The 21,077-nt window shown below is 34.3% G+C and carries 8 protein-coding genes and 3 pseudogenes; 1 reads left to right on the top strand and 10 read right to left on the bottom strand.

Annotated features, from left to right (window positions below; all coding sequences use genetic code 11):
* Positions 1–301: 301 nt before the first annotated feature.
* From ACFVR2_RS07430 to ACFVR2_RS07395, 8 genes and pseudogenes are all read right to left on the bottom strand, one after another.
* Positions 302–3,217 (bottom strand): GTP pyrophosphokinase, encoded by a 2,916-nt coding sequence (locus ACFVR2_RS07430; protein ID WP_387360288.1) that lies wholly within the window; start codon positions 3,215–3,217, stop codon positions 302–304.
* Between the two features lie 576 nt (positions 3,218–3,793).
* Positions 3,794–4,231: pseudogene (locus ACFVR2_RS07425) on the bottom strand (hypothetical protein); the annotation flags it as partial.
* A gap of 245 nt (positions 4,232–4,476) precedes the next feature.
* The gene (locus tag ACFVR2_RS07420) at positions 4,477–6,039 is read right to left on the bottom strand and encodes a hypothetical protein (protein ID WP_387360286.1); all 1,563 of its coding nucleotides are present in this window, start codon (positions 6,037–6,039) and stop codon (positions 4,477–4,479) included.
* Between the two features lie 1,603 nt (positions 6,040–7,642).
* Positions 7,643–8,764 carry a Ger(x)C family spore germination C-terminal domain-containing protein gene (locus ACFVR2_RS07415; RefSeq protein ID WP_387360284.1) on the bottom strand — a complete coding sequence of 374 codons (1,122 nt, stop codon included), beginning with the start codon at positions 8,762–8,764 and terminating at the stop codon, positions 7,643–7,645.
* A gap of 17 nt (positions 8,765–8,781) precedes the next feature.
* A complete protein-coding gene (locus ACFVR2_RS07410; RefSeq protein WP_387360282.1) occupies positions 8,782–9,873 on the bottom strand; it encodes a GerAB/ArcD/ProY family transporter in 1,092 nt (363 codons plus the stop codon).
* On the bottom strand, positions 9,870–11,309 hold the full coding sequence (locus ACFVR2_RS07405) for a spore germination protein (RefSeq protein WP_387360280.1): 1,440 nt from the start codon (positions 11,307–11,309) through the stop codon (positions 9,870–9,872). Before ACFVR2_RS07405 ends, ACFVR2_RS07410 begins: the two co-directional genes overlap by 4 nt.
* A 330-nt stretch (positions 11,310–11,639) precedes the next feature.
* A pseudogene (locus ACFVR2_RS07400) lies at positions 11,640–11,921 on the bottom strand (excalibur calcium-binding domain-containing protein); the annotation flags it as partial.
* 796 nt (positions 11,922–12,717) lie between these two features.
* Positions 12,718–13,287 (bottom strand): hypothetical protein, encoded by a 570-nt coding sequence (locus tag ACFVR2_RS07395; protein WP_387360278.1) that lies wholly within the window; start codon positions 13,285–13,287, stop codon positions 12,718–12,720.
* Positions 13,288–13,308: 21 nt separating this feature from the next.
* Here ACFVR2_RS07395 and ACFVR2_RS07390 point away from each other — a divergent pair.
* A pseudogene (locus tag ACFVR2_RS07390) lies at positions 13,309–13,872 on the top strand (SDR family oxidoreductase).
* 1,128 nt (positions 13,873–15,000) lie between these two features.
* Here the strand turns inward: ACFVR2_RS07390 and ACFVR2_RS07385 are convergent.
* Positions 15,001–18,492, bottom strand: coding sequence for a S8 family serine peptidase (locus ACFVR2_RS07385; RefSeq protein WP_387360275.1), 3,492 nt, complete (start codon positions 18,490–18,492; stop codon positions 15,001–15,003).
* A gap of 982 nt (positions 18,493–19,474) precedes the next feature.
* Positions 19,475–21,076: a diguanylate cyclase gene (locus ACFVR2_RS07380; protein ID WP_387360273.1), complete on the bottom strand. Its 1,602-nt coding sequence runs from the start codon at positions 21,074–21,076 to the stop codon at positions 19,475–19,477.
* Position 21,077: the final 1 nt, after the last annotated feature.

Genomic DNA, 21,077 nt, shown 5'->3' with positions numbered 1-21,077 from the left:
TCTTACGATTGGACTTGCGGCAATTATATATTATCAACAAAAAAAGGATTCAGAGGAAAATAATAAAAATCGCAAAAAGGAACATCAATTGATGTTCCTTTTTGCGATTTTCTCTAAATATAGTATAAACTAATTACTTCATTTTTTATAAATTTTTGGACTCTTCCTCTTCATAAACGCCATTCATAATTAATAAAAACAATTTCTTAAGTAACAGATTTGTATCGTTTTGAAGAATCTTTCTTAATCTATGTATGTACAGCGAAAGGAGAAAATCACTTCTCTCAGTTTTTAATCATTGTTAATGTGTTTCAAAATCAAATTCTAATTTTCTTAAATGTACTTCCGCATCTATTCTTTTCTTATCCGAATTAATCCGTTTATTTAAGAAATCGTAATATTCTTTTACAAAAGCCTTAATGTGTACATTTTTCGATTTTTTCCATTTTCCAATTTCTTTTCTCTTGTGACTATATGCATCAACGGAACCATATTCCCCTAACAAAATCCCAGTACCTGACATAATTATCATAAGTTCATGTAGTAACTCAGAATTACTATTAAAAACTACTACAAACTCTTGACAAACTTTATGAGTGGAACGATCTCCATTATAGTGTTTTAAGATATTTAATATGATTTTAGCATCTTTAACTTTTTTTGATGAAAGAACATTTAGAATATAGTTTTCTAATTTTTCATCAAAAGATGGGAAGATTTTTTGCAATAAGTTACTTGCTATCCATTGAAATTTCCAATGTTTTTTCTTAAACCATAAAAAGATTACTGGGATAACAATATCTCCTTTTTTCCTTAAGATTTCACCAATCGCTTCAAATTTATAAGGCAATGCATCATAGTTTTTTTTCCAGACGTTTTTCTTTCTATTTTCAATTTGTACTCGTTTCTCAAAAAACTGCAATATTTTAATTGGGTTAGAATCAGCAATAGGAATTAAAATCTGTTCCACATGATAATCAATCTGAGGGCAGTTTAAAAGCGAAATCAGAACCAATTGTTCCTCAGATTCATCAAATGTGTTTAATATTGAGCCCTTTTCAAGCCATAAATAATTTGTCCACCAATAGTTTTTTAGATTTGACAATGATGTAATCGTATTTAGGAAAATTTGCTTATTTTCACTTAAATTTGATTTTGACTTTGTAGCAATCCTAACTATTTCGTTTAAAATAGCAGTGTTTTTTATTTCGATTGCCTTTACACTTATTTCACTTAAAATTGTAATAGGTAATTCTATAACATCTGAATAAAAATAAATACCCACACAATCCAACAAGTTCTCTCCTACATTAATCCACTGATTTACTTTAGATTTAACATAATTAATATCAGAATCCCATAATCCAGCCATAAGGTGATGTAGTACATTTTTTAATATATTCTCCATATTTCCAATTAACAATTTCGCAAATTCTGGATTTACTAATGCGGTAGAATATAAGAATTTATGAAAGTATACATACTCTCCTTGGTTACTTATATTCCAACTTTTCATTACTCGAATAATAATTTCCATCCAGTCTTTTTGGTTTTCTTTTGTAATGTTTTTTGAAAATTTTTCAATTTGATTGATTCTATCTATTTTAGCCTCGTTCCACTCCAATACTTCAGAATAATCATGATCGTATCCAACTAATACCCTAAACACTTTATAATTGCCATTTGAATGTAAATTTCTTTCTAATTCAAATATTTCTTTAATAGTTCCATGTCTTTTTTTAAACCATTTTACCTGTTTATCGATTTCCTTCATTACTTCAAACGGTAAATTGTATTGGTCAAGGAGGGAAAGATACCATTGAATGATACATCTGGTATTGTTCTTAACCATTTCTTCGATTTCATCACCATAATTTCCTCGGTACGGAGTATTTGTTGATTCATTTAGAGATTCAATAATGAATACCATTTCATTTACATCTATTGTTTCACTATACAAATCCATTAAAAATTGAATTACTTCATCTCTAATTTTTTTTAATTGATCTTGCACTTTTAATAAACCATGTCCATAACTGATTGAATTGTAATCGTTCATGGATGTAACTTCGTATTCTAGTTTTAAAATTTCACTAAGAATAATTTTAAGTAATCTTAGTCTTTTTAGCTTTTTACCTTTGCTCCACTTTTTCACTTCATCTAAAATGAGGCATTGAACTGAAATTCCTACCTGCTGTAGAACCTTTAAGTAATATTTACACATATTTCTTAAATGATTTTCAGCTTTATCTTTTATTTGTTTATTTTTATTTAATGCTAAATCCACTAACAAAGCAAAAACTTGTTGAGGATATTTGTATTTAATATAATTGGTCATTTCTATACATTCGTTAATAATATGATGATGCTCATATCCAAATCCGAACGTGCGATCAATCTTTGATTTTAACTTTTTCGATCTCACTATTACGGATTTCAAAAAATCAATGGATTTTATTTCTGATGGGAATTTATCACCATACTTTGAAACATTTTGTGCTAATAAAGATAAACGTTCATACATTTCATTCAGGTCTTTTGATTCTAAAATTAGATTTAAAAATTTGATATCGAATATTTTTACTCCGTTTTGCAAATTAACATATTCGCTATTGATAAATTCAAAGCGATAATTAGCAGGTTTAATAAAACTTTTCATAATATCTTTTAACTGATCATCAATAGAATTAAGTGTTTCAGGATTAAATTGTTTCAGTTCAGCGGGTGATTTATATGTAATTTTATGTGAAATTTCCGACCATGCATGAAATAAGACTGTTGTTAACTGAATTTCGCATAAAATACCTTCAAAAAAAGTCCATTCAGTAACGCTCAATTGTTCATTTTTTAATTTAACTACTAAATGATGAGCATTGTACCCATCTTCGGAGTGACGAATATTACTTTTGACTATATCAAATTCATTATGTAAGAATTGGAAAAATCTAGTTATCTCACTATCTAGATAAAAGATAACTCTACACCCTATCAAATCATCAATTTTCATTATACTTTGATTCTCTTCTATTTTAATCAATTGTAATTTTTGAATGATTGAATCGATTTTTTTAACTCTGGAACTAGTCGTAAGATAATGAATCGAATGTTTTGAAAGTAAATTTTCTAGTTTTGTTTTTACTTTATTACAAAATGCTTCATAAATCTTTAAGTCTTTTTCGTACTCTTCAATTATTTCTATTTTTATTTGCTCATCCATTCCGTTTCCCCCATATAAATATGATTGATGATCGAGAATCTGAAGTGATTAATCTTATTATACTAAACATGAATACTAAAAACATTGATAACCCATTAATGAAGTATAAAAACCTCTCAAAAATGAGAGGCTTTTATTTTCAACTAAACTGATTACAACTCTTTTATTGGAAACAGTTAAAATTTATGCAAATAGAATGAGTCAAAATACAACCTTTAAAAAAAATAGGCTCTGTTTTTCATCTTTACTATAAGTTGCTTTGCTGCAGGCACACACGAATGAATGATTATCGGTAACGGAATTTTATCTATACTTTAAGATTCTTCGTTATGTTGGTTGATACCTTCAAATTGCACCATTTTTTCATCTTTACTATAAGATCCTTGGCTACAGGTGTAGTGAAGATACCTAAGTTAAAATCACCATGATTTTCATCTTTACTATAAGATGCTTTGCTTCGTGAAGGTTTTGAATACGGAAAGTCCGTTTGTATTTTCATCTTTACTATAAGTTACTTTGCTACAGGTTACGGTATCACTATAAGATGTTTAGCTACGGTTAACGTGGCTTCTTGATTTATGTCAACGTATATAAAACGAAAGCATATATTGATCTGCTTGAATAATCGTGATTTTTTTTTCGATATGTTTCAAATGTTAACGGAAAGTGACATTCATTCATCATTCGATCCGATTCCAACCCGTATTCAATCTTATTTTTTTCGAATAATCGACTTGTTAAAGTGACATACTTTTTCTCATTCACTAATGGAAGGGTGTCTGGTTGGGTATCGCAATATTTTTCGTCTTGGTTTAAAGGACGCTTTATTCGATACAAAAAGACTGGCGCAGGTTCAGATTGATGTCCATGTCGATTGACACTTCCACCAAGTTGTTCAACGGCGTCAAATCGATTGAACTCTTTTCCGACTACATGAAAATCAAAATCCATCCCACATTCCACTGTTTTGGTTGTGACATGGATCAGTTTTATCGAACGTTCTTCATTGTATTCTTTGACTTGTTTACGAAGATTTTTTTATACTCCGCATTATATCGACCGCACAAATGTAACAGTTTAAACCCTTTTGGTTCAAATCATTCCGAAAATTCTTGGTACATGCTAGAATATCTGGCAACAGCTGCAATATATGTCTGTTATACTTTTTTTGGATTCTAACTAAAAGGTATTACATTTTTATTATCTTTCAACAAATTAATTAATTAATTAATTAATTAATAATGTATTTAATTATATGATTATAAATCACAACTTAACAAATAGTCCATGGAAACAGTTTCATACTTTTTATCTAGTTCATTAGCATAACCAACTACAATTGGTTTATTTCCATTAGAGGAGACCATTTTACAAAATGTATCTACAATCAGATCCGTTTCGCTAAACTGATTTTCCTCCATTCTTTTTCTCATTTTAAATTGCATAAAATAATCTAATTCATCTACACTATTATTTGAATCATGTTCCTTAGAACGCATTTCTAAATATTCAAAGAACTCATCTTTATTTATACATTCCCTAGTAATAATATCAAGATCAAAAATATTACATGCTAAAGGATAGTGTTCTTGATCCTTCTTCAATAGGAACTGCAATTGAGTAGATAAATTTCCAAATGTGTCTAATGTGATACACAATTTGTAAATATTTTGTGGTTTAGAAAATTGAAAAGCATATCCCGTTTCATCTCTAAAGGTTTCTTCGTCTAGTATAGCTCTTTCGGTACGACTGGCTTGTTTATATGCATCCTGTATTGCCATACAAAAATCCCTTTCTATTTTTGCGTAGTTTCCTTGATTTGCTTGCAATGTCAATATTTTCCCTTTACACTCTGCTAAAATTATGTTTTGTTTTTCAGCTACTGTAATATCAGCTTCATTGTCCCGTCCATACTTCAGGGATTGATAGATATTTTCTTCTTTAAACAACCTTCCCAAATAGCGCATAGTTAATTTTTCGAGAAGCTCGCCTCTTAATTTATTGTACTTTTCTTTTATCAATTTGTTCTGATCTTTGTCAGCTACTAAAGGAACATCAGAAACAAAATCAAAATGAAAAAATTTAAATAAATTATGTATGAATGTGCGAATTGTCGGGATAATAATCTTGTCTTTAATTTTAACTATTGGAAACATTAATAGCAAATTTGCTATTTGACTAGAATTTTGTTGCTCATTTTCACTATCCAACGTAGTACCAAATTTCGATATGATTTTTTCAACAATATCCTCGCCAAAACGTGCTTTTAATCTATTTATATCAATTTCAAAGGGGATTTGTGGAATGTCCTTTTTTTCTGTGTTATCTAAAGGATAGTCTTCGCATAAATTTTTGTAATGTCTATAAAGCCAAATGAAAATTCTTAAAACATCTTGAAAACAAAAGCCGTAAATTATTCTAAATTCTTCATCTAAAGCTGAATATAGTTCCTTTGCTACCTCAATAGATTGCTGTATATATACTTCGCCCCTCAAAAGCTGATGTTTTAAAACTGCTACCATTTCTATATAAAATTTACTAAACTCTTTTTCTGAAAATTCATTATTTTCAATTGTATCCCTAAAATGTTTAAGATGATTTAACTTTATTTCTCTAGAATATCTTATTAGACGATTATGTCCAGACTCAGAATAATCGTATTTCCCCCTAACTAATCCTTTATTTATAATAGTATTCCCTAAAATTTCAACGTTTACTAAATTTTCTGGATTCCAAAATGATTCATATAAAATTGCTTTAAGCATGTCTAATGCATTATACTTTAAAATTGTGTTCTCCAAATAGGCTATTGTATTGTTCATTGCATTTCCCCCTTTTGGTATATAAAACCATACTTGAAAATTCTAACTATACTTATATATTGCAGACTTGTACTGAAAAATTTTTCTATTGGGTGTGACGTTGCTCATTTTTGCGATCATCAGCTGGAACACTTTTGCTTCTAGACTATGTGACTGCGATTCATGAAGCAGAGCACCTAAGTAGCAAACATTGCTCTGAACTACCAGGTTATTTTGGGAGATGCTTATAGCGGACCGATTATTGGAAAATAAGATCCGATACACTATCGAACAAGGTCTCATAACTTTCAAGTAGCTCCTTGATTCGTTTTTTTACAACTCCTCATGACTTTTCAAAGTGTTTACCCTCCTTTTTTCTTAAAAACTTAATTGATAAACAGTATTCGATAAGTTCAAAAAATGATTAGTATTATAAATTCTTTTTTCACATTGGAGATAGCATATCCGTAATACAAGCTTTCTCACTTACATATCTACAATAAAATAAATATCTACTAAATTATACCATTTTTCAGAAACATAAGTTCGATTATTTAATTCTTCTTATTTTATATTAAAGTTTTTTTATTACTTTCTTGCTTTTTAAAGTGAATCCTTCAAATTTACTACTTATCACCTAAAAATTATTTATTAAACGAAACTTCAAATCAAATATAAAATTATAGGAAATATTTTCTGAGGTAACATATTTGTGTCGTTTCGGAAAAGAAAGAACAGTGCTTCAAGTAAACACACTTGTGTCGCACTTTTCTCGAGTAAACACATTTGTGTCGCAAAACAACGACAAAAATATGTTACTTTTAATTGATATACCAACGTATATAGATAATTAAGAGTAAACACATTTGTGTCGCTGTACATTAATAAATTAATCTTTTCTATTTTTTATACGAGAAATCTACAATTTTATAGTATAGTCGTCATAAATGACAATAATTTTTGCAATTTTTTTTCATAGTTAACTAGCTTTTAATAGGCTAAAAAAATTATTTTAATTTTCCTTTCATCCCCCATTTGAATTAATTTTATTTCTATTTTTCTTTATGTAATTTTTATTTTTAGTGACATCTGATGGAATAGAAGATTAAAGAAATGACTGCGAAATAACTGGTTTGAATATTGTAAATTCAATGCTTGTGAAATAACATAGTAAACTACCGTTATAATAATTGAGTATTTTGGATACAATGCAAGGCTCCTTCGATTATTATGTGAAAAACATCCTGCATTAGGATAGTCCGCTTCCAATTTAACTTTCTCCAAATTTTCGGGTGAAACGCCTTAATCCTTTCACCAATTAAAAGCATATCAAATTTATCCCTTTGACTCCATTGTGGATGTAGTTGGTGAACCTTAATTGACCAATTCGCAAATTAAAAAGGGTGTTCCCCCATCACGTGATGGAGAAAGCACCCTTTTTTGTTACGTGTACAACTCGTTCATGCTAGTTTAACGAACGAACGCGATGACTCTTGTCTAGTTGCTGTAGATTTTTTTGAACCAACGATTTTGAACGAACGAACTTTGTAGTAGGTCGTTTTCCCTTTCGTTAAGCCCCTTTAAACATTCGATGATTTCTTCAAGAAAATAATTTTCTTCTACTTTAATTCGAGCTCGCATTGATTATTTGTATATCGAATTTTGGCACAATTTTTAATTTAGAATAATCTTTTTTCCAGTCCATCTTTTTCCACGAATTCGGATGGTGTGCTTTTATTTTTGTTGCAATTTTTAGTAGGTCGCAATTTGCTTTTTGCATTGTTTCAATTGCAGACAACGCATCTTTTTCAAATTTTTTATTTAACTCTTTTTCGATTTTATTCACATACTTTGCAGTCAGTTTATGATAACTTTTTCCTAACTCATATACATCTACATCCATTTGTACAATCACTTTGATTTTCGGCAATTCTTTACCATTAGGAGTAATCTGAGTGCTCGATTTACCTCGTAGAACCGAAAAAGCATAATTTTTATCGCTCATTTCGTCCGTTTGTTTAGCACCCTTCGATTCTTCTAATAAACTGCCCGTGTATCGTTGCCTACCTTTAAACTCCCCTAACATTGTCATGACCATTTGAATTTGTTCCTTATTAAGTTCCACTCCTGTATTCGCCCCATGTCGAAACAACAAAGCTCCACCTAACTCTAACCCTTCATCTTCTTGTTGTTTGAAGACGGGTAACATTAAATTATCCAACGGGTCTTCTTTTGATTGTAAAAAATTCATCATGGTTGTTTCAGGAACAATATTGTTCACGTTCAACCCTTTATTAAAATTTTGAATTTCTTCTGTTAATTCTTTGTTCTCTTTGACAGCTGTTTTCGTAAATTTTTTCAAGTCACCATCAAAAACGACGACCGGACAATTAATGATCGAGTATGGAGTATGAAGCAGAAATTCAAGTTGTTCAATTGGGTTCGCCAAAACAAAATCCTGACTCAATAGATAAGTTCTTGTCGTAATGCCTAAAAACGGTGCTTTTTCGGAATATTGACCTTGACCAATCGCTCGGACCAAACTAGGTGCTTTTAACTGATTGACACTTAGTACAGTTTCCACACCACCTTGATCCGCACCTTTCAGTGCTGTATTAATAAAATAGGCACTATACCCCTTATTTTCTTTGTCGATATCAAATGCTGCGATATCGACCATATTTAATTTTCTTAGTGGCAAACGATCCCAACAACCTGTTAAAAGCGGTAGGTATAATAGCAACACAAATACTCTCCTCATTATCACACCACTCTTTTCCTTATACTTGATATGATAAAAAGCAAAATTGGGACAATCACAATGAAGATAGCAGAATTTCGATTTTGAATCGTTGTCAACTTAAATAAGATTTGTCGATCATCTACCAATACGCCTCCTGTAAAACTCACAATCGTTGCAATCCATACAAACAATCGGTATTTAGGTATTTCTTTTTTTCGTAAAAATGATAAGTGACGTGCACTCATATACAAATTTAGATAAACCGTAGATACAATAACCGCTAGCCAAATCGTCATAAATACGATGTCTAAACTTTGCACAATTGCCCAAGAAAATTTTCTGAGAATGTATACAATCGGCTCACTAACTGTAGCTAACTTTTTTTCACTGAAGTTATAATTTACGATGAGGATAATCATCAAATAAAATGATGTTGTGATTGCATTCGTTAATGTTGCCGCAACTAAAATATGACTTTCTTTTTTTCTTTTTACATAAGGAAATAGATGAAATAATAGTTCGTATCCAGCAAATGCCCACAAAACTTGATAAGCATCCTCCATAATCCCTTGAATACCATGTCTGCCAATTGGCAGAAAATAATCCCATTCCCCTTTCCCAAATCCACTGATAAAAATGATGACAACACACACCAAAAACAATCCCGCAATCACTTGTGTTGTGGTTGCTATACTTCGAAGTGGTGTTGTTGCTGCATACGCCGAGATGAGTAAGATCATTCCCACTAACACAAACCAAGGCGTCTCGATTAAGACCCAACGGGATAGAATGTCAGAATAACTAACAACAACCATTAAACTGACAAACATAAAATAAAGTCCAAACAATAAATTAAAAAGAGAACCAAGTGGTTTCCCAACAATCAAAAAAATGTATTGTGGTAACGATTGATCAGGATATCTTTTCGCTAATAGATAGATGATAAAAATCATCATTTGTACAAATAAACCATCAAGGAGTATAACGATCCATGAGTCACTCCCTGAGTGTTTAGAACCCACATAGGCAACACTTAAAACATATGCACCAACTTGATTCATAACAAGTAGACAAACTAACTGATTGAGTGTAATTTTTTTCAATTGGATCATTTGTTTGACCCACTTGTCGTTTTCATTCTTGTCTCATCTTTCGCCATACTTTCCAGCGAACGTTTTTTTAACCATCCTATCGGACCCCTAAAAAGTGTATCCTTAATCGCTCCCCATGTATTCCATACATAAAAATACGGAATACCCATCGTATCCAAGCTTGATAAATGGATGATTAAAATCAAAAATGCAATTTCAACCCCAATTAAACCAAAACAAGCTGCCAAAATAATAAAAAAGTAGGTTAGAAATCTTGTTGCACTACTCATTTCATACGATGGAATATTAAACGACGCAATTGCTGTTAGTGCAACGACAACTACCATCATATTTGAAATCAAATTCGTCTGCACAACTACCGTACCAATCACAATCCCACCTACAACCCCTATTGTTTGACCAATCGGACTTGGGAGACGAACCGTCGCTTCTCGCAAAACCTCAAGTATAAGAAGCATCGTGATGGCTTCAAGAATCGGTGGCATCGGGACATAGTACATTGAATTTTGAAGCGTTAATACAATTTCAAACGGAATAATTCTCGGATCAAATGTAACCAGCGCAACATATAACCCAGGTAAACTAATACCAACAAGAAACGATATAATTCTTAAAAGTCGCAACCCACTTCCCATTAACCAGCCAATATGATAATCATCTGGTGTTTGGAAAAATGCCCAAAAAGAAACGGGAAGGATCAAACAATCTGGCGAACCATCTGTCAAAATCGCTATTTTCCCATCCATTAAGTACGATCTAACACGGTCAGGACGTTCAGATACAAGATATTTCGGAAAGAGACTAAATTTCTTTTCATTGATTAACTCTTGTACAAATCCTGGAGCCTCAAGATAGTCAATGTCTATACTTGCAATTCTTCGTTCAAATTCCATGATAACAACATCATTTGCAAGAGATTGCAAATACAAAACAGATACATTCGTATTCGATTTTTTTCCAATTTGAAGGCTTTTGACCACTAAGTCCGGTGTTGCCACTAGCCGACGCAAAATATTGAGGTTAGTATTAAGGTTTTCGTTTAACGCTTCGTTTGACCCTCTAAGTGACCGTTCATTCAGTGGTATGCTTATTTGACGTTGTTTAGTCGATTCAGTATTCAGCAAATAGAAGATAGACTCACCTTCAATTTGAAGTACCGTACTCCCACCGACCATTGCATTTGCTACATCTGTAAGAACTTTTGTTTCACTATAATCAAGGATGGATACCCTTTCTCGCACATTACCAAATTCTTTATGAAGTAACGGTTGAATAATATATTCTTGTACCAATTTCGACTCAATCATTGTATCCAAGTAGAATAAATTGTGTTGTCGCCCCCCACATTGAAATTGGGTCGACTTAAAATCAGAACTATTAAAGAACATTTCACGAAGTGTTTTTTCTGTATTTTCTAATAACTGATTAGTTTTCACAAGTCAACCTCCCCCTAAAAATTTTCCTTATTTTACCCATATTTATTGATTCCTATATATCTCTAGCCAAATTTAATCGACCAATTAATCTTTTTCATCTACTCCAGGACAAGAAAAGGCACAAAGCATCGATTTGTTTGTGCCTTTCTTCCATGTCAGATTTGTCTAAAAGGGTTGTTTTAGCCCTCTACGGAGACTTCTGTTCTTCATTAGCGAATGAAAAAAGGTGCTTACCCATCATGCGATGAAGTAAGCACCTTTTTTTTGTTACGTGTACAACTCGTTCATGCTAGTTTAACGAACGAACGCGATGACACTTGTCCAGTTTCTTTAGATTTTTTTCGAACCAACGATTTTGAACGAACGAACTTTGTAGTAGGTCGTTTTCCCTTTCGTTAGGCCACTGGTTGTGTAAACTGGTTGTGTGACATCTGCTAAGTGAGTGTAAGTGGCAGTTTTTGAAGTTGATTTCGCGATTTCATATCCTGTTGCACCTGATACACTTGACCACGTTAATTTGACACCCGTTTTCCCATCTTCTCTGTCTAATCTCGTACTATAACAAGGATCGCTTTTATAGAGTGGTGCATGTCCGGCTGCTTTTACTTCTTTACAACTTTTATATTAGACTTCTGTTTCCCTTTCTTCAGGTGGTTCATTTTCTTCTGGTGTCGGAGCAGGAGTTGGTTCCAATTCAACTTTCTTCTGCTCTACCTTTATTTCCTCCGTTTCATCTTTTTTCACATTCCTTTCATTTTTGTGGGCATCATTTTGCCGTTTGTTGGATACAGCTAAATATCAACCCATAGCGGAGAAGTTGGGCGATCCATTCCGCAACTTTTACGTCAGTTTTTCGTCCAGGAACAGCTTTCATATATTGTACTATCATTCGACGGTATTTTTTTATTGGACTAGTGCTAGAATTATCTGATAGGTATAGTTTTTTTACGAACGAACCTGATACTGTTATTTTATGTTTTGCGATTTTTCTCACAACTGGGCTAAATGTTTAAATCCTTTCGCTCAAAGATTAGACATTTGAAAGGATCAAGTGTATTAAGGAATTAAACAAAAATTTACTGGTGTTATTCCCAGTCAGTTCGTTTTTCTTTTTCTTTAACAAAGTTTTTACTTCTTTTACCTTCGCATTTTTATTTGCTTATTTATTCATACTAGGTTTGCATTTTTTTACTTCGAAATGTGATAAAGAAAAAAAGTCTAGAATTATAATTCTAGACTTAGACTTTATACGAGAGCATGCGATAGTTACATTAGGACTAAAATAGTCTGTATCAATGATTACTTGGTAATCTATGAAACGGGCTTTATTTTTCAATAACTAAATGTCTTATATATCTTTAATTGGCTGGGCTTCTTCTTTTTTGCGTTAAGTTCATTTCGTTGCAGGTTATTTCCCGCTAACAACGACAAACGTATCGGCGAACCAACTTTTGTTTCTCACCGTTACGATGACATCTTTTGGGTTGATATTACTTGGAACTTCACAAAGCACATAGCCTGTGACGTCGATCCCAGGATTAATCAGTTCGTTTTCAAATGTTCGGGCACCATCTAATGTTAATCCATCTGTTGCAGACCACGTAACCGCATTATATCGATACCCCTGTACATCCGTGATATTGATTAAGTCGTCATCGATTCGCTTCGGTTCATCAAATGTATTTTTAAACCACACTTTGACATATACATAGTGACTAGTGTTCTTTAACCCTTCGTGTTTCGTGCTTTTAAAAATATGGTCAAAATCAAAGGATTCGACTACAATTTGTTCGACTCGCACATCGAGACCATCCATGTGTGACAACTCACCAACCGTACTTTCAATGATTGTTCGTTCCCCAAAATCTGTTTGTTCTTTCTTTATGGTTGAACCAAATGCCATAATTGAGATGCTGAATGTGAAGCACCCTAGGATGCATACTATTTCAATCCATTTCCCGATTCTCTTTAACCCCATAAAGCGACACTTCCAAATCGTATTATCTTTAGTATTTCCAGTTTTTTTCATATAAAACAAGCCTCACGTGTCAAAAATCAAGGTCGACGTGCCATAACTCAAGCATTAGCATTAGGATATCAAGTGAAGGCATATGTAAGGAGACCAGAAACTTTACAGCCACAAACTGGTTTAGAAATTGTTAAAGGTCAGTTACACGATGTACCTAAACTGCGAACTGCTCTTCATGGAACAGGTACTGTACTTTGTTGTATAGGTCCAGAAGTTAGTTTAAAAGGTATTTTAGTACCACAAAGTCTTATGCAGACCAATATACCAAACATCGTACATGCTAAGAAACAGGCAAATGTATAGCAACTTGTTTTACTTTTTGCCTTTGGTGTCGATGAAGGTGAAAAAATTGGCTATCCATTCTTGCGTTTTGCAATTAAAACGATGATAGCACATGTCTATAAGGACAAATTAATATCAGAACAAATACTTGCACAATCAGGCCTAGATTGGACCTGTGTTTATCCTATTTTCCTTAGGGATGATATCGTTCGAGGTAATATTGAGGTAGTCCCACTCGAACAAGTAAAATAAGTACTGGGTTTCCCTAAAGTTACGAGTTGATGTATCGAAAGTGATGATTGATGCTCTAACCAATTCTAAAACCATAAGAAAAGGTCTAGTAATAGCCAGTAAAGGATCTGTAATAAAATAGAATTTACATTTCGATTTAACGCTGTATGGTACTAATTCATGTAAATGATTACTAATGACTTTAACGCTAGTCAATTAACCTAGAGAAGTGAAGATCAACAACATCTTCACTTCTTTTTTATTTAATTTGAATTAATTTCCGATTGGAGTTGACTTAATTTGTCTGTCCCAATTTTCGTCCATTAATATAAAAGTAACACATTTGTGTCGTATATTAATTTTTTAAAGAGCAGTGCTTCAAGTAAACGCATTTGTGTCGTAGCCCACGGACAAGAATATGTTACTTCACCTTGATAAATCAACGTTTATATGAAAAAAAAGTAAACAGATTTGTGTCGGTGGACAGTACCCCATTGTACATTTGTTCTTCGACACAAATCTGTTACTTTTGGTAAATATTGGTTATTAATGATTGGTTGTATACTAAAAACCGAACATTCCAAGATTAATTTACACGACTTATTATTGCAATTTTATTTTTCATCCAGTTGTTACACCGAAGTGTCGTCTTTGGTGGATACGGTAAAGGTTGATTAGTTAATGTTAAACAGCTTAGCTAATTGCAATCAATGATGCAAACAACCTTCTCGTTCTACTAGCTAATAAAAAGTTCATATATTAGTCTCCTTCTTTGTATGTTCTATAAGCCGATTATATCTAACCTACCGAATTTTGTAATTTGGGGGAATTTCGTCTTTTTTACATAGAATTTCATACATTCCTTATGCAACAAACCTGCCATTTAGCTGCAAGAGAAAAACGATCCTTTGTTATTGAATAATCGCATGCGATAGTTCAATAAGATATTAAAAATGTTGTTGTAGTAAATGAGGTCATTTGTAGTACAAAAATAGGATAGAAATAGCAGATATCATTTCCGCTTTTCTATCCTTCTTTTTTTTGTATAATAATGTGTGACATTTAATAAAAACACTTAAATATAAATATTTATACTCATTTGCTCGACTTTCAATAAAAATCGCTTTTGGTTGCTTTTTCTTCTACGTATTAATGTACGACGTTGATCTTTTGTGAAGCAACTGCTGTAACTTTAAATCCTTCCACATTCTCTCCATCCGCATAAAGCGTATAAGTTCCATTTGGTACATCCGGACCTGGCGCCCATGAGAATCGGATTTGATCTTCACGCGGAAATTCTTGGGTGAATACAACATTTCCGTTTGCATTCTTGATATAGAATTTCCAGTGGAGTTTATTATCTGAGAATGCAGTAATTTTTGCTGGACTGTTTTCGTTTACCTTCGTATAGTTTTGAACATTTAAGAACTGTATCAACATACCCGAACTAATGTACGAAGTGTCCCCCCATACCTTATAGCCTTCATTGTATGCAGCGTCTTCTGCCATCACAACAATGCTCTTTGGTGCTTTCTTTACGATCATGCTAGTTAAACCTGGCTTTAGGACGTTATAACTGCCATCTAGGTATACCACGGCTTGAGCGAATCCAACTCCACCTTCGTTGTCTGCCACATTGAACGAGATTTGGAACTTTCCATCAGCTGTTGGAGTCACTTGAATATTTGATGCGTGTGGCGCTTTTGAGTCCACTTTTACTGGAATCTCTGTTGTTTGCGCTCTTGCACCAGGATAATCAAGAGTTGAACGTAACACGTATTTATAATCACCGTCCGGGACAGTATTTCCATTTTCATCTGTCGCCTTCCAATAATATTGATCCATGTCAATAATTGGGTAGTACGTATTGCCCGTACTCATAATATTTTTCTGGAATTTCCACGGCTCGCCTGTGAATTCACTATAGTTTCCTAAGTATTGCACTTGTTTACCGTCTTTGTCGACGATATATGCTTCAAGCTTTGATAAGTTACGTAGCACCGTGAAAGTTGGAATGACTCCATTATTAATAGAATATGGCGAAACACCAACACGGCCTGCGGTATATTTATGTGTCACTGGATCCAGTGCTAGCGGTGAATCAGTGATATCATCCCAAAGAGTCGTGTAACCTAAGAACGCATCGTTATTCTCAGGAGACGGGTCGATATTTTTCGGCTCATCCCATTTCCCGTAAAAGCCCATGTATGGCATCGATAACGGAACAACTTTGTCGCTCTTATTATTAGATGTTGGCACCAAGCGTACGAATCCTTCGACGAAGGTATTTTTCTTCATATTATCTGGAAGCTGTACATCTATACTTACTTCTTTTTGCTTGCCACGCTTGATCGTAATCGCTTCTCCGCCGTTCACATGAACGTCTGCTCCTTCGATACGCGTCATTTTGGTTGTGTTATAATCATTTTCGCGTTGGCTGAAACCGAACGGCGCCAAATCATAGGACGCATGTGTTCTTTCGTCGGTTAACACGTCGACCACGACTTTATATTCCATCGAATCTGGAACAGCTTTGCCATCTAGTGCTTGCATTTCAAGCTTCATATTGAAATGAGTGTCACCGATTTCGTGAAGAGCTACACTTCCGGCTTGCTCAAGCGGAGAGCGCTTGTTACGTATCAATACTGGCGTATCAATCGCATTTTGAATCTCCATTAAGCCAGAACCTTGCATACGTGGAGAATATGGAAGTGCGTTATTTGTTCTTGGGTCTGCAATGATGTTTGCTGTATTCATCAGTGCAAGTTTTGCTAATAAAGCTGAATCTTCATTTTTCGCAATACCCTTTTTACGCATAGATTCCATCAATAACGCCGCTCCTCCTGCTACTTGAGGAGTTGCCATTGATGTTCCGCTCATAACTTGGTATTTATTGTTTGGAATCGTTGAATAAATTTGTCCCCCAACACCAGTAATTTCCGGCTTGAAATCAAGATTTTCAGGCGTTCCCCATGAAGAAAAGTATGAAACAGTGTTCTTTAGTGGATTGTCAATCCAAGTCCCTTTGGATAATTTAAAGTTTACTTTTTGTCCTGATTGTAGTTTAGCAATAAGCTTTTGTCCGTCCGTCTTGCTTGTCGTAATAACAGGTATCGACGTCGATACTAACTGGATTTGCGGGTAATCTGTCATGGTAGTAGGTGGAACAAAAATCGTTGCCACTGCGCCTTTCTTCTTCGCTTCACTCTGCACATATAAATAATTAGCGTAAGTAGTCTTCGGCTGGCAAATCATGATTTTACCCGTTAAATCCATGTTTGCGATGTCGGTGCTTTTTCCTTCCACACCGTTCACCACTTCGTACTCTTTACTTGGATCAAGCTTGTCCCCTAGTACAAACCCAGAATATGTTTGGTCTTGGTAGGCAAGTTCACTTCCATCTGAAAGGTGAAGCGAATTCATTTGAATGTTGTTATTTTCATAACTTGCAACTGACAACGCAAATGGGCTAACGCCAGGCGATCCAACCACACCGATATCTGGATTATCCGCATATGGCATTAATGAACTCATCATGATATTGTTCTTTGAAGAGTAAGATCCATTACCGCCTGCTACTACCACTAATACACCTTGCTCAGTTGCTTCACGGATTGTTTGTTGAACCGGGTCTTCACTTTCGCTTACAGGACCTGCATCAGTACCTAAGCTCATGTTAATAACATCTGCGCCCATTTGTACTGCGTGCTGGATTCCCGCAATGATATCATCTTCTTGAGCGCCGCCGCCTTTATTAGAGAATACTTTCTCAGCCAAAATCTGCACGCCTGGAGCGATTCCTTTTACGCCGTTAGTTGCTTCATTTCCATTTGCTGAAATAATACCAGAAACGTGCATACCGTGTGGACTCCCAGCCGGGAATACATCGTTATCGTTATCCGCCCAGTCATAACCTGTTGGGACCTTGTCAGAGTACCAAACATCGTTTGCTTGAGTTGAAGCAAGCTTTGCTTCAATATTTGAAGACGTAAGTTTTTCTGCAGCCCTTCCTTTGTCAGTTAAGGTCATGTCTTGGTGCTTGTAGTCGACACCGGAGTCAACAACTGCCACTAGCATTCCTTCACCTTCATAACCCATAGATTGCCATACTTTTTGCGCTTGCACTAAGCCTTTGCTTTCATCTGCTGTTTCTGTGAAAGTACGTGCGATATGAACGCGCTTGACTCCTTCAATTTTTTGGATGTCTTTTAAGTCTTTGAATTTTGCTTCCATAGAGAATCCGTTAAAACCTTTATTGAAACGGTGTCGAACGGCTTTAGACTGACTTTTTGGTAATTTATCGATTACTTGATCTTGGATCTTTTCATAAGACGTGCTTGTTTCATCGGATGGAGTATCTAACTCAACAATCACGCGTACGTCTTGGTCTGGCAAGAATTGATTACTTTTGTTTTTAAGTACGTTTTGGTAATCCATTGGATCATTGCTTACTTCTTCGGAACCTTGTTGCTGTTCAGCTAGTAAGATCTCGTGACCTGTTTTTAAGATATCTTGCAAGCTAATTGTTTCATTTGAACTTTCGTCTTGCGTTTCCGCCGATACCATAGTCGTAGATAACAGCATCATACTAAGCACTGCAGTTGACATTACTTTGAAAGGTACATTCTTCCACTTATTCAATTCTACTTCTCTCCCTTTATTTGATGTTTTCTATATGTTTTAATATTAAGAATTTTCGTGAAATTTGTAAATTGGGGGAATCCAGCATCGTTTTCTTGTTATTTTTTAGACAAACATCTACAAAAAAACAAATTATATTTAATTTTCATATAAAATAAACTCGATTTCAGTAGATAGCTATTAAATTAATTGTCGTATCTTGAGTGAAATCCGAAAATGATTTGGGGTATTTTCAAAAGTTAGTTTGAAAAAAAGTGTTATTTTATATAAAAAAGTCATTTTAATTAGAACAAAAGTTGTAATAGATTTTAATCATATGTTTTATTAATAAAAAAAGCAGCCACACCGAACAGGCTACTTTTACACTTTAACTAAATAGAAAAAATTATAGTTCTACACAAGTTATTTAATCATTAATTTTAAATTTGTTTGATAAAAACAAATTTGTTGAAAATTAGTAGGAACAAACCTGCTACCTTATTATGTATAGTGCCAGGTTTGTTCTTGTTTCTAAACTTAGGTAAAGTTATATCCTTTTAAACTGCCTAATAGTGAAATAGGAGCTGATTCCTCGATCATCAGCTCCAAAGTACTATTAATCTATCGCACGCGTAGTTCAGTTGATTAACATAAAAGTCATTTATATTTCTTAATCGTTTCCATCTTTCTATCTTCTTGTGCCTTTTCCACTTCCGAGTTTTCTTCTTGTTAGAGTGATAAAACGCTTTCATTAACACACATCTCTTAACATTTGTGTAAACTCTTAAACACTTATTTTCGTCAACCGCAAGCTAACCTAAGTATCAAGAAGAACCTTCTACCACTTCGGTACTTTTTAAGTTAACATTGATTTCATTTACTGTTTTTTTTAACTCACTTCACCCTCTCGTTTTTGATGATTTTACAACTAACGGTTCTATTGTACGAAAAAATTCCACCGACCGTGAAAAAAACAAAAAAAGCTAGTCGAATGACTAGCTCGTTACAGGTCTTTTTCTCCGACCACTTGATTTTTTCCGTTTTGTTTTCCTTTATACATCGCTTGGTCGGCTCGGTCAATGCTTCCGGTTATACCGTTTGCTGGATTGTAGACGGAGACGCCAAACGTGATGGAAACTGGAATATGGTACCCTCCAATTTCAAACGGATGAGAGGCGATTTTCTTTCGTAATCGTTCTGCTAGCTCCATTCCTTGTTCGTACCCTGTACGAGGAAGAATCAAAATGAATTCTTCGCCGCCCCATCGACCAATCGCATCATGACCACGGATGGAACGTTCGATGACGTTCGCACTTTCTTTCAACACATAATCGCCGATGGTGTGACCGTAATAATCGTTGACCTGTTTGAAGGAGTCGATGTCGAACAGAATGAACGAAAGGTCGTGATGTTCTTTTTTTGCCTGCAAGACTTCAGACTGAATATGCTGTTCGATGCCTCTTCGGTTGAGTGCACCGGTTAATGCGTCTTTCACTGACAACTCTTTTAATTCGCTATTGTTATCAGCTAAGTCAGACACGACGACTTTTAATTGGTTCTCGGCGATTTTTCGTTTTTCAGCAATCCAGAAAATCCAAACGACAAGCGTTGCAATTAACACAACAACAAAACATTTCCCTGCGATTTGATGTATTTTTTCTTGAATGGTTAACACATAATAAAAGGACCAATCCGTTCCAGGTACCTCTTTTTTGAGTATTTGTACACCGTGTATTGTTTTGATGTCATTGTTTGGTATTCGTTCAATCGCTTGTTGGAATTCAGTTGTATGATATGGATCAAGTTCACGGATCGTTGCGATTTTGTTTGCTGGTAAAAATGATTTGTCGGACGAAGCGATTATTTGACCCTTTGCATTGGCTAAGATACTGGTAATCCCTTTTGTTAACTGTTTGCTAAGCGATTCAAAAGTTAGATCAATTGTGATAGAACCAACATATCGACCGTTTAAATCCACTGGCGCAGAAACGCTCACCATCATGCCTTTTCCAGCATGATCGACATACGGTTTACTCCAATACACGCTTCGGTTTGGATTTTGGTTGAATGACCCACCTTTCATTCTTTCTTCGTTTAACAAATTCTTTGAAAATTGAAATTCACTTGATGGCACAAACGGATAGAGATTATTAAACCCGCTCAAACTCGTGTAATAAATCCAAGCGATATTAGGGAACGCATTGTAGGTTTCCTTGAAATATGAGTTCAATTCATCTGCCATCTCGATTTCTTGTTTTTTTCGTGCTGTTTCATCAATCGGGCCGATTCCAGTGATGTTCCCTTTTTCTGATTGTTGATTCGTTGCTTCGATTCGGTCTGCCGAGAACTGATTCGTTTTTCGATCATACGTTAAGTAGCGGATGTCTGCAGGGGTTTTTGCTCCGTTTTTTAATGTTTTTTCGGCAATCAAACGCAACATGTTGACAAACTCCGCACTATCTTTTGTATACCCGTTAATTTTTAACGCATCGTTTTGGAAATTAGTCTGAAATCGTGAGTTGTTGGTTTCGTTAAAATAGATGAATGATAGACCAACAAATACAATCGCTGTCAACGTAACGAGCATCATTCGGAGTGTTTTCACT

This window comes from Gottfriedia sp. NPDC057991 (assembly GCF_042886615.1).
GTDB lineage: Bacteria > Bacillota > Bacilli > Bacillales > Bacillaceae_G > Gottfriedia.
The sequence above is the reverse complement of the archived record's forward strand: the minus strand, read 5'-3'. Positions and strand labels throughout refer to the sequence as shown.

What these genes read in the sequence shown, in the direction of transcription:
- ACFVR2_RS07430 (WP_387360288.1), bottom strand. Translation starts at nt 3,217, where the DNA reads ATGGATGAGCAAATAAAAATAGAAATAATTGAAGAGTACGAAAAAGAC.
- ACFVR2_RS07420 (WP_387360286.1), bottom strand. Translation starts at nt 6,039, where the DNA reads ATGAACAATACAATAGCCTATTTGGAGAACACAATTTTAAAGTATAAT.
- ACFVR2_RS07410 (WP_387360282.1), bottom strand. Translation starts at nt 9,873, where the DNA reads ATGATCCAATTGAAAAAAATTACACTCAATCAGTTAGTTTGTCTACTT.
- ACFVR2_RS07395 (WP_387360278.1), bottom strand. Translation starts at nt 13,287, where the DNA reads ATGGGGTTAAAGAGAATCGGGAAATGGATTGAAATAGTATGCATCCTA.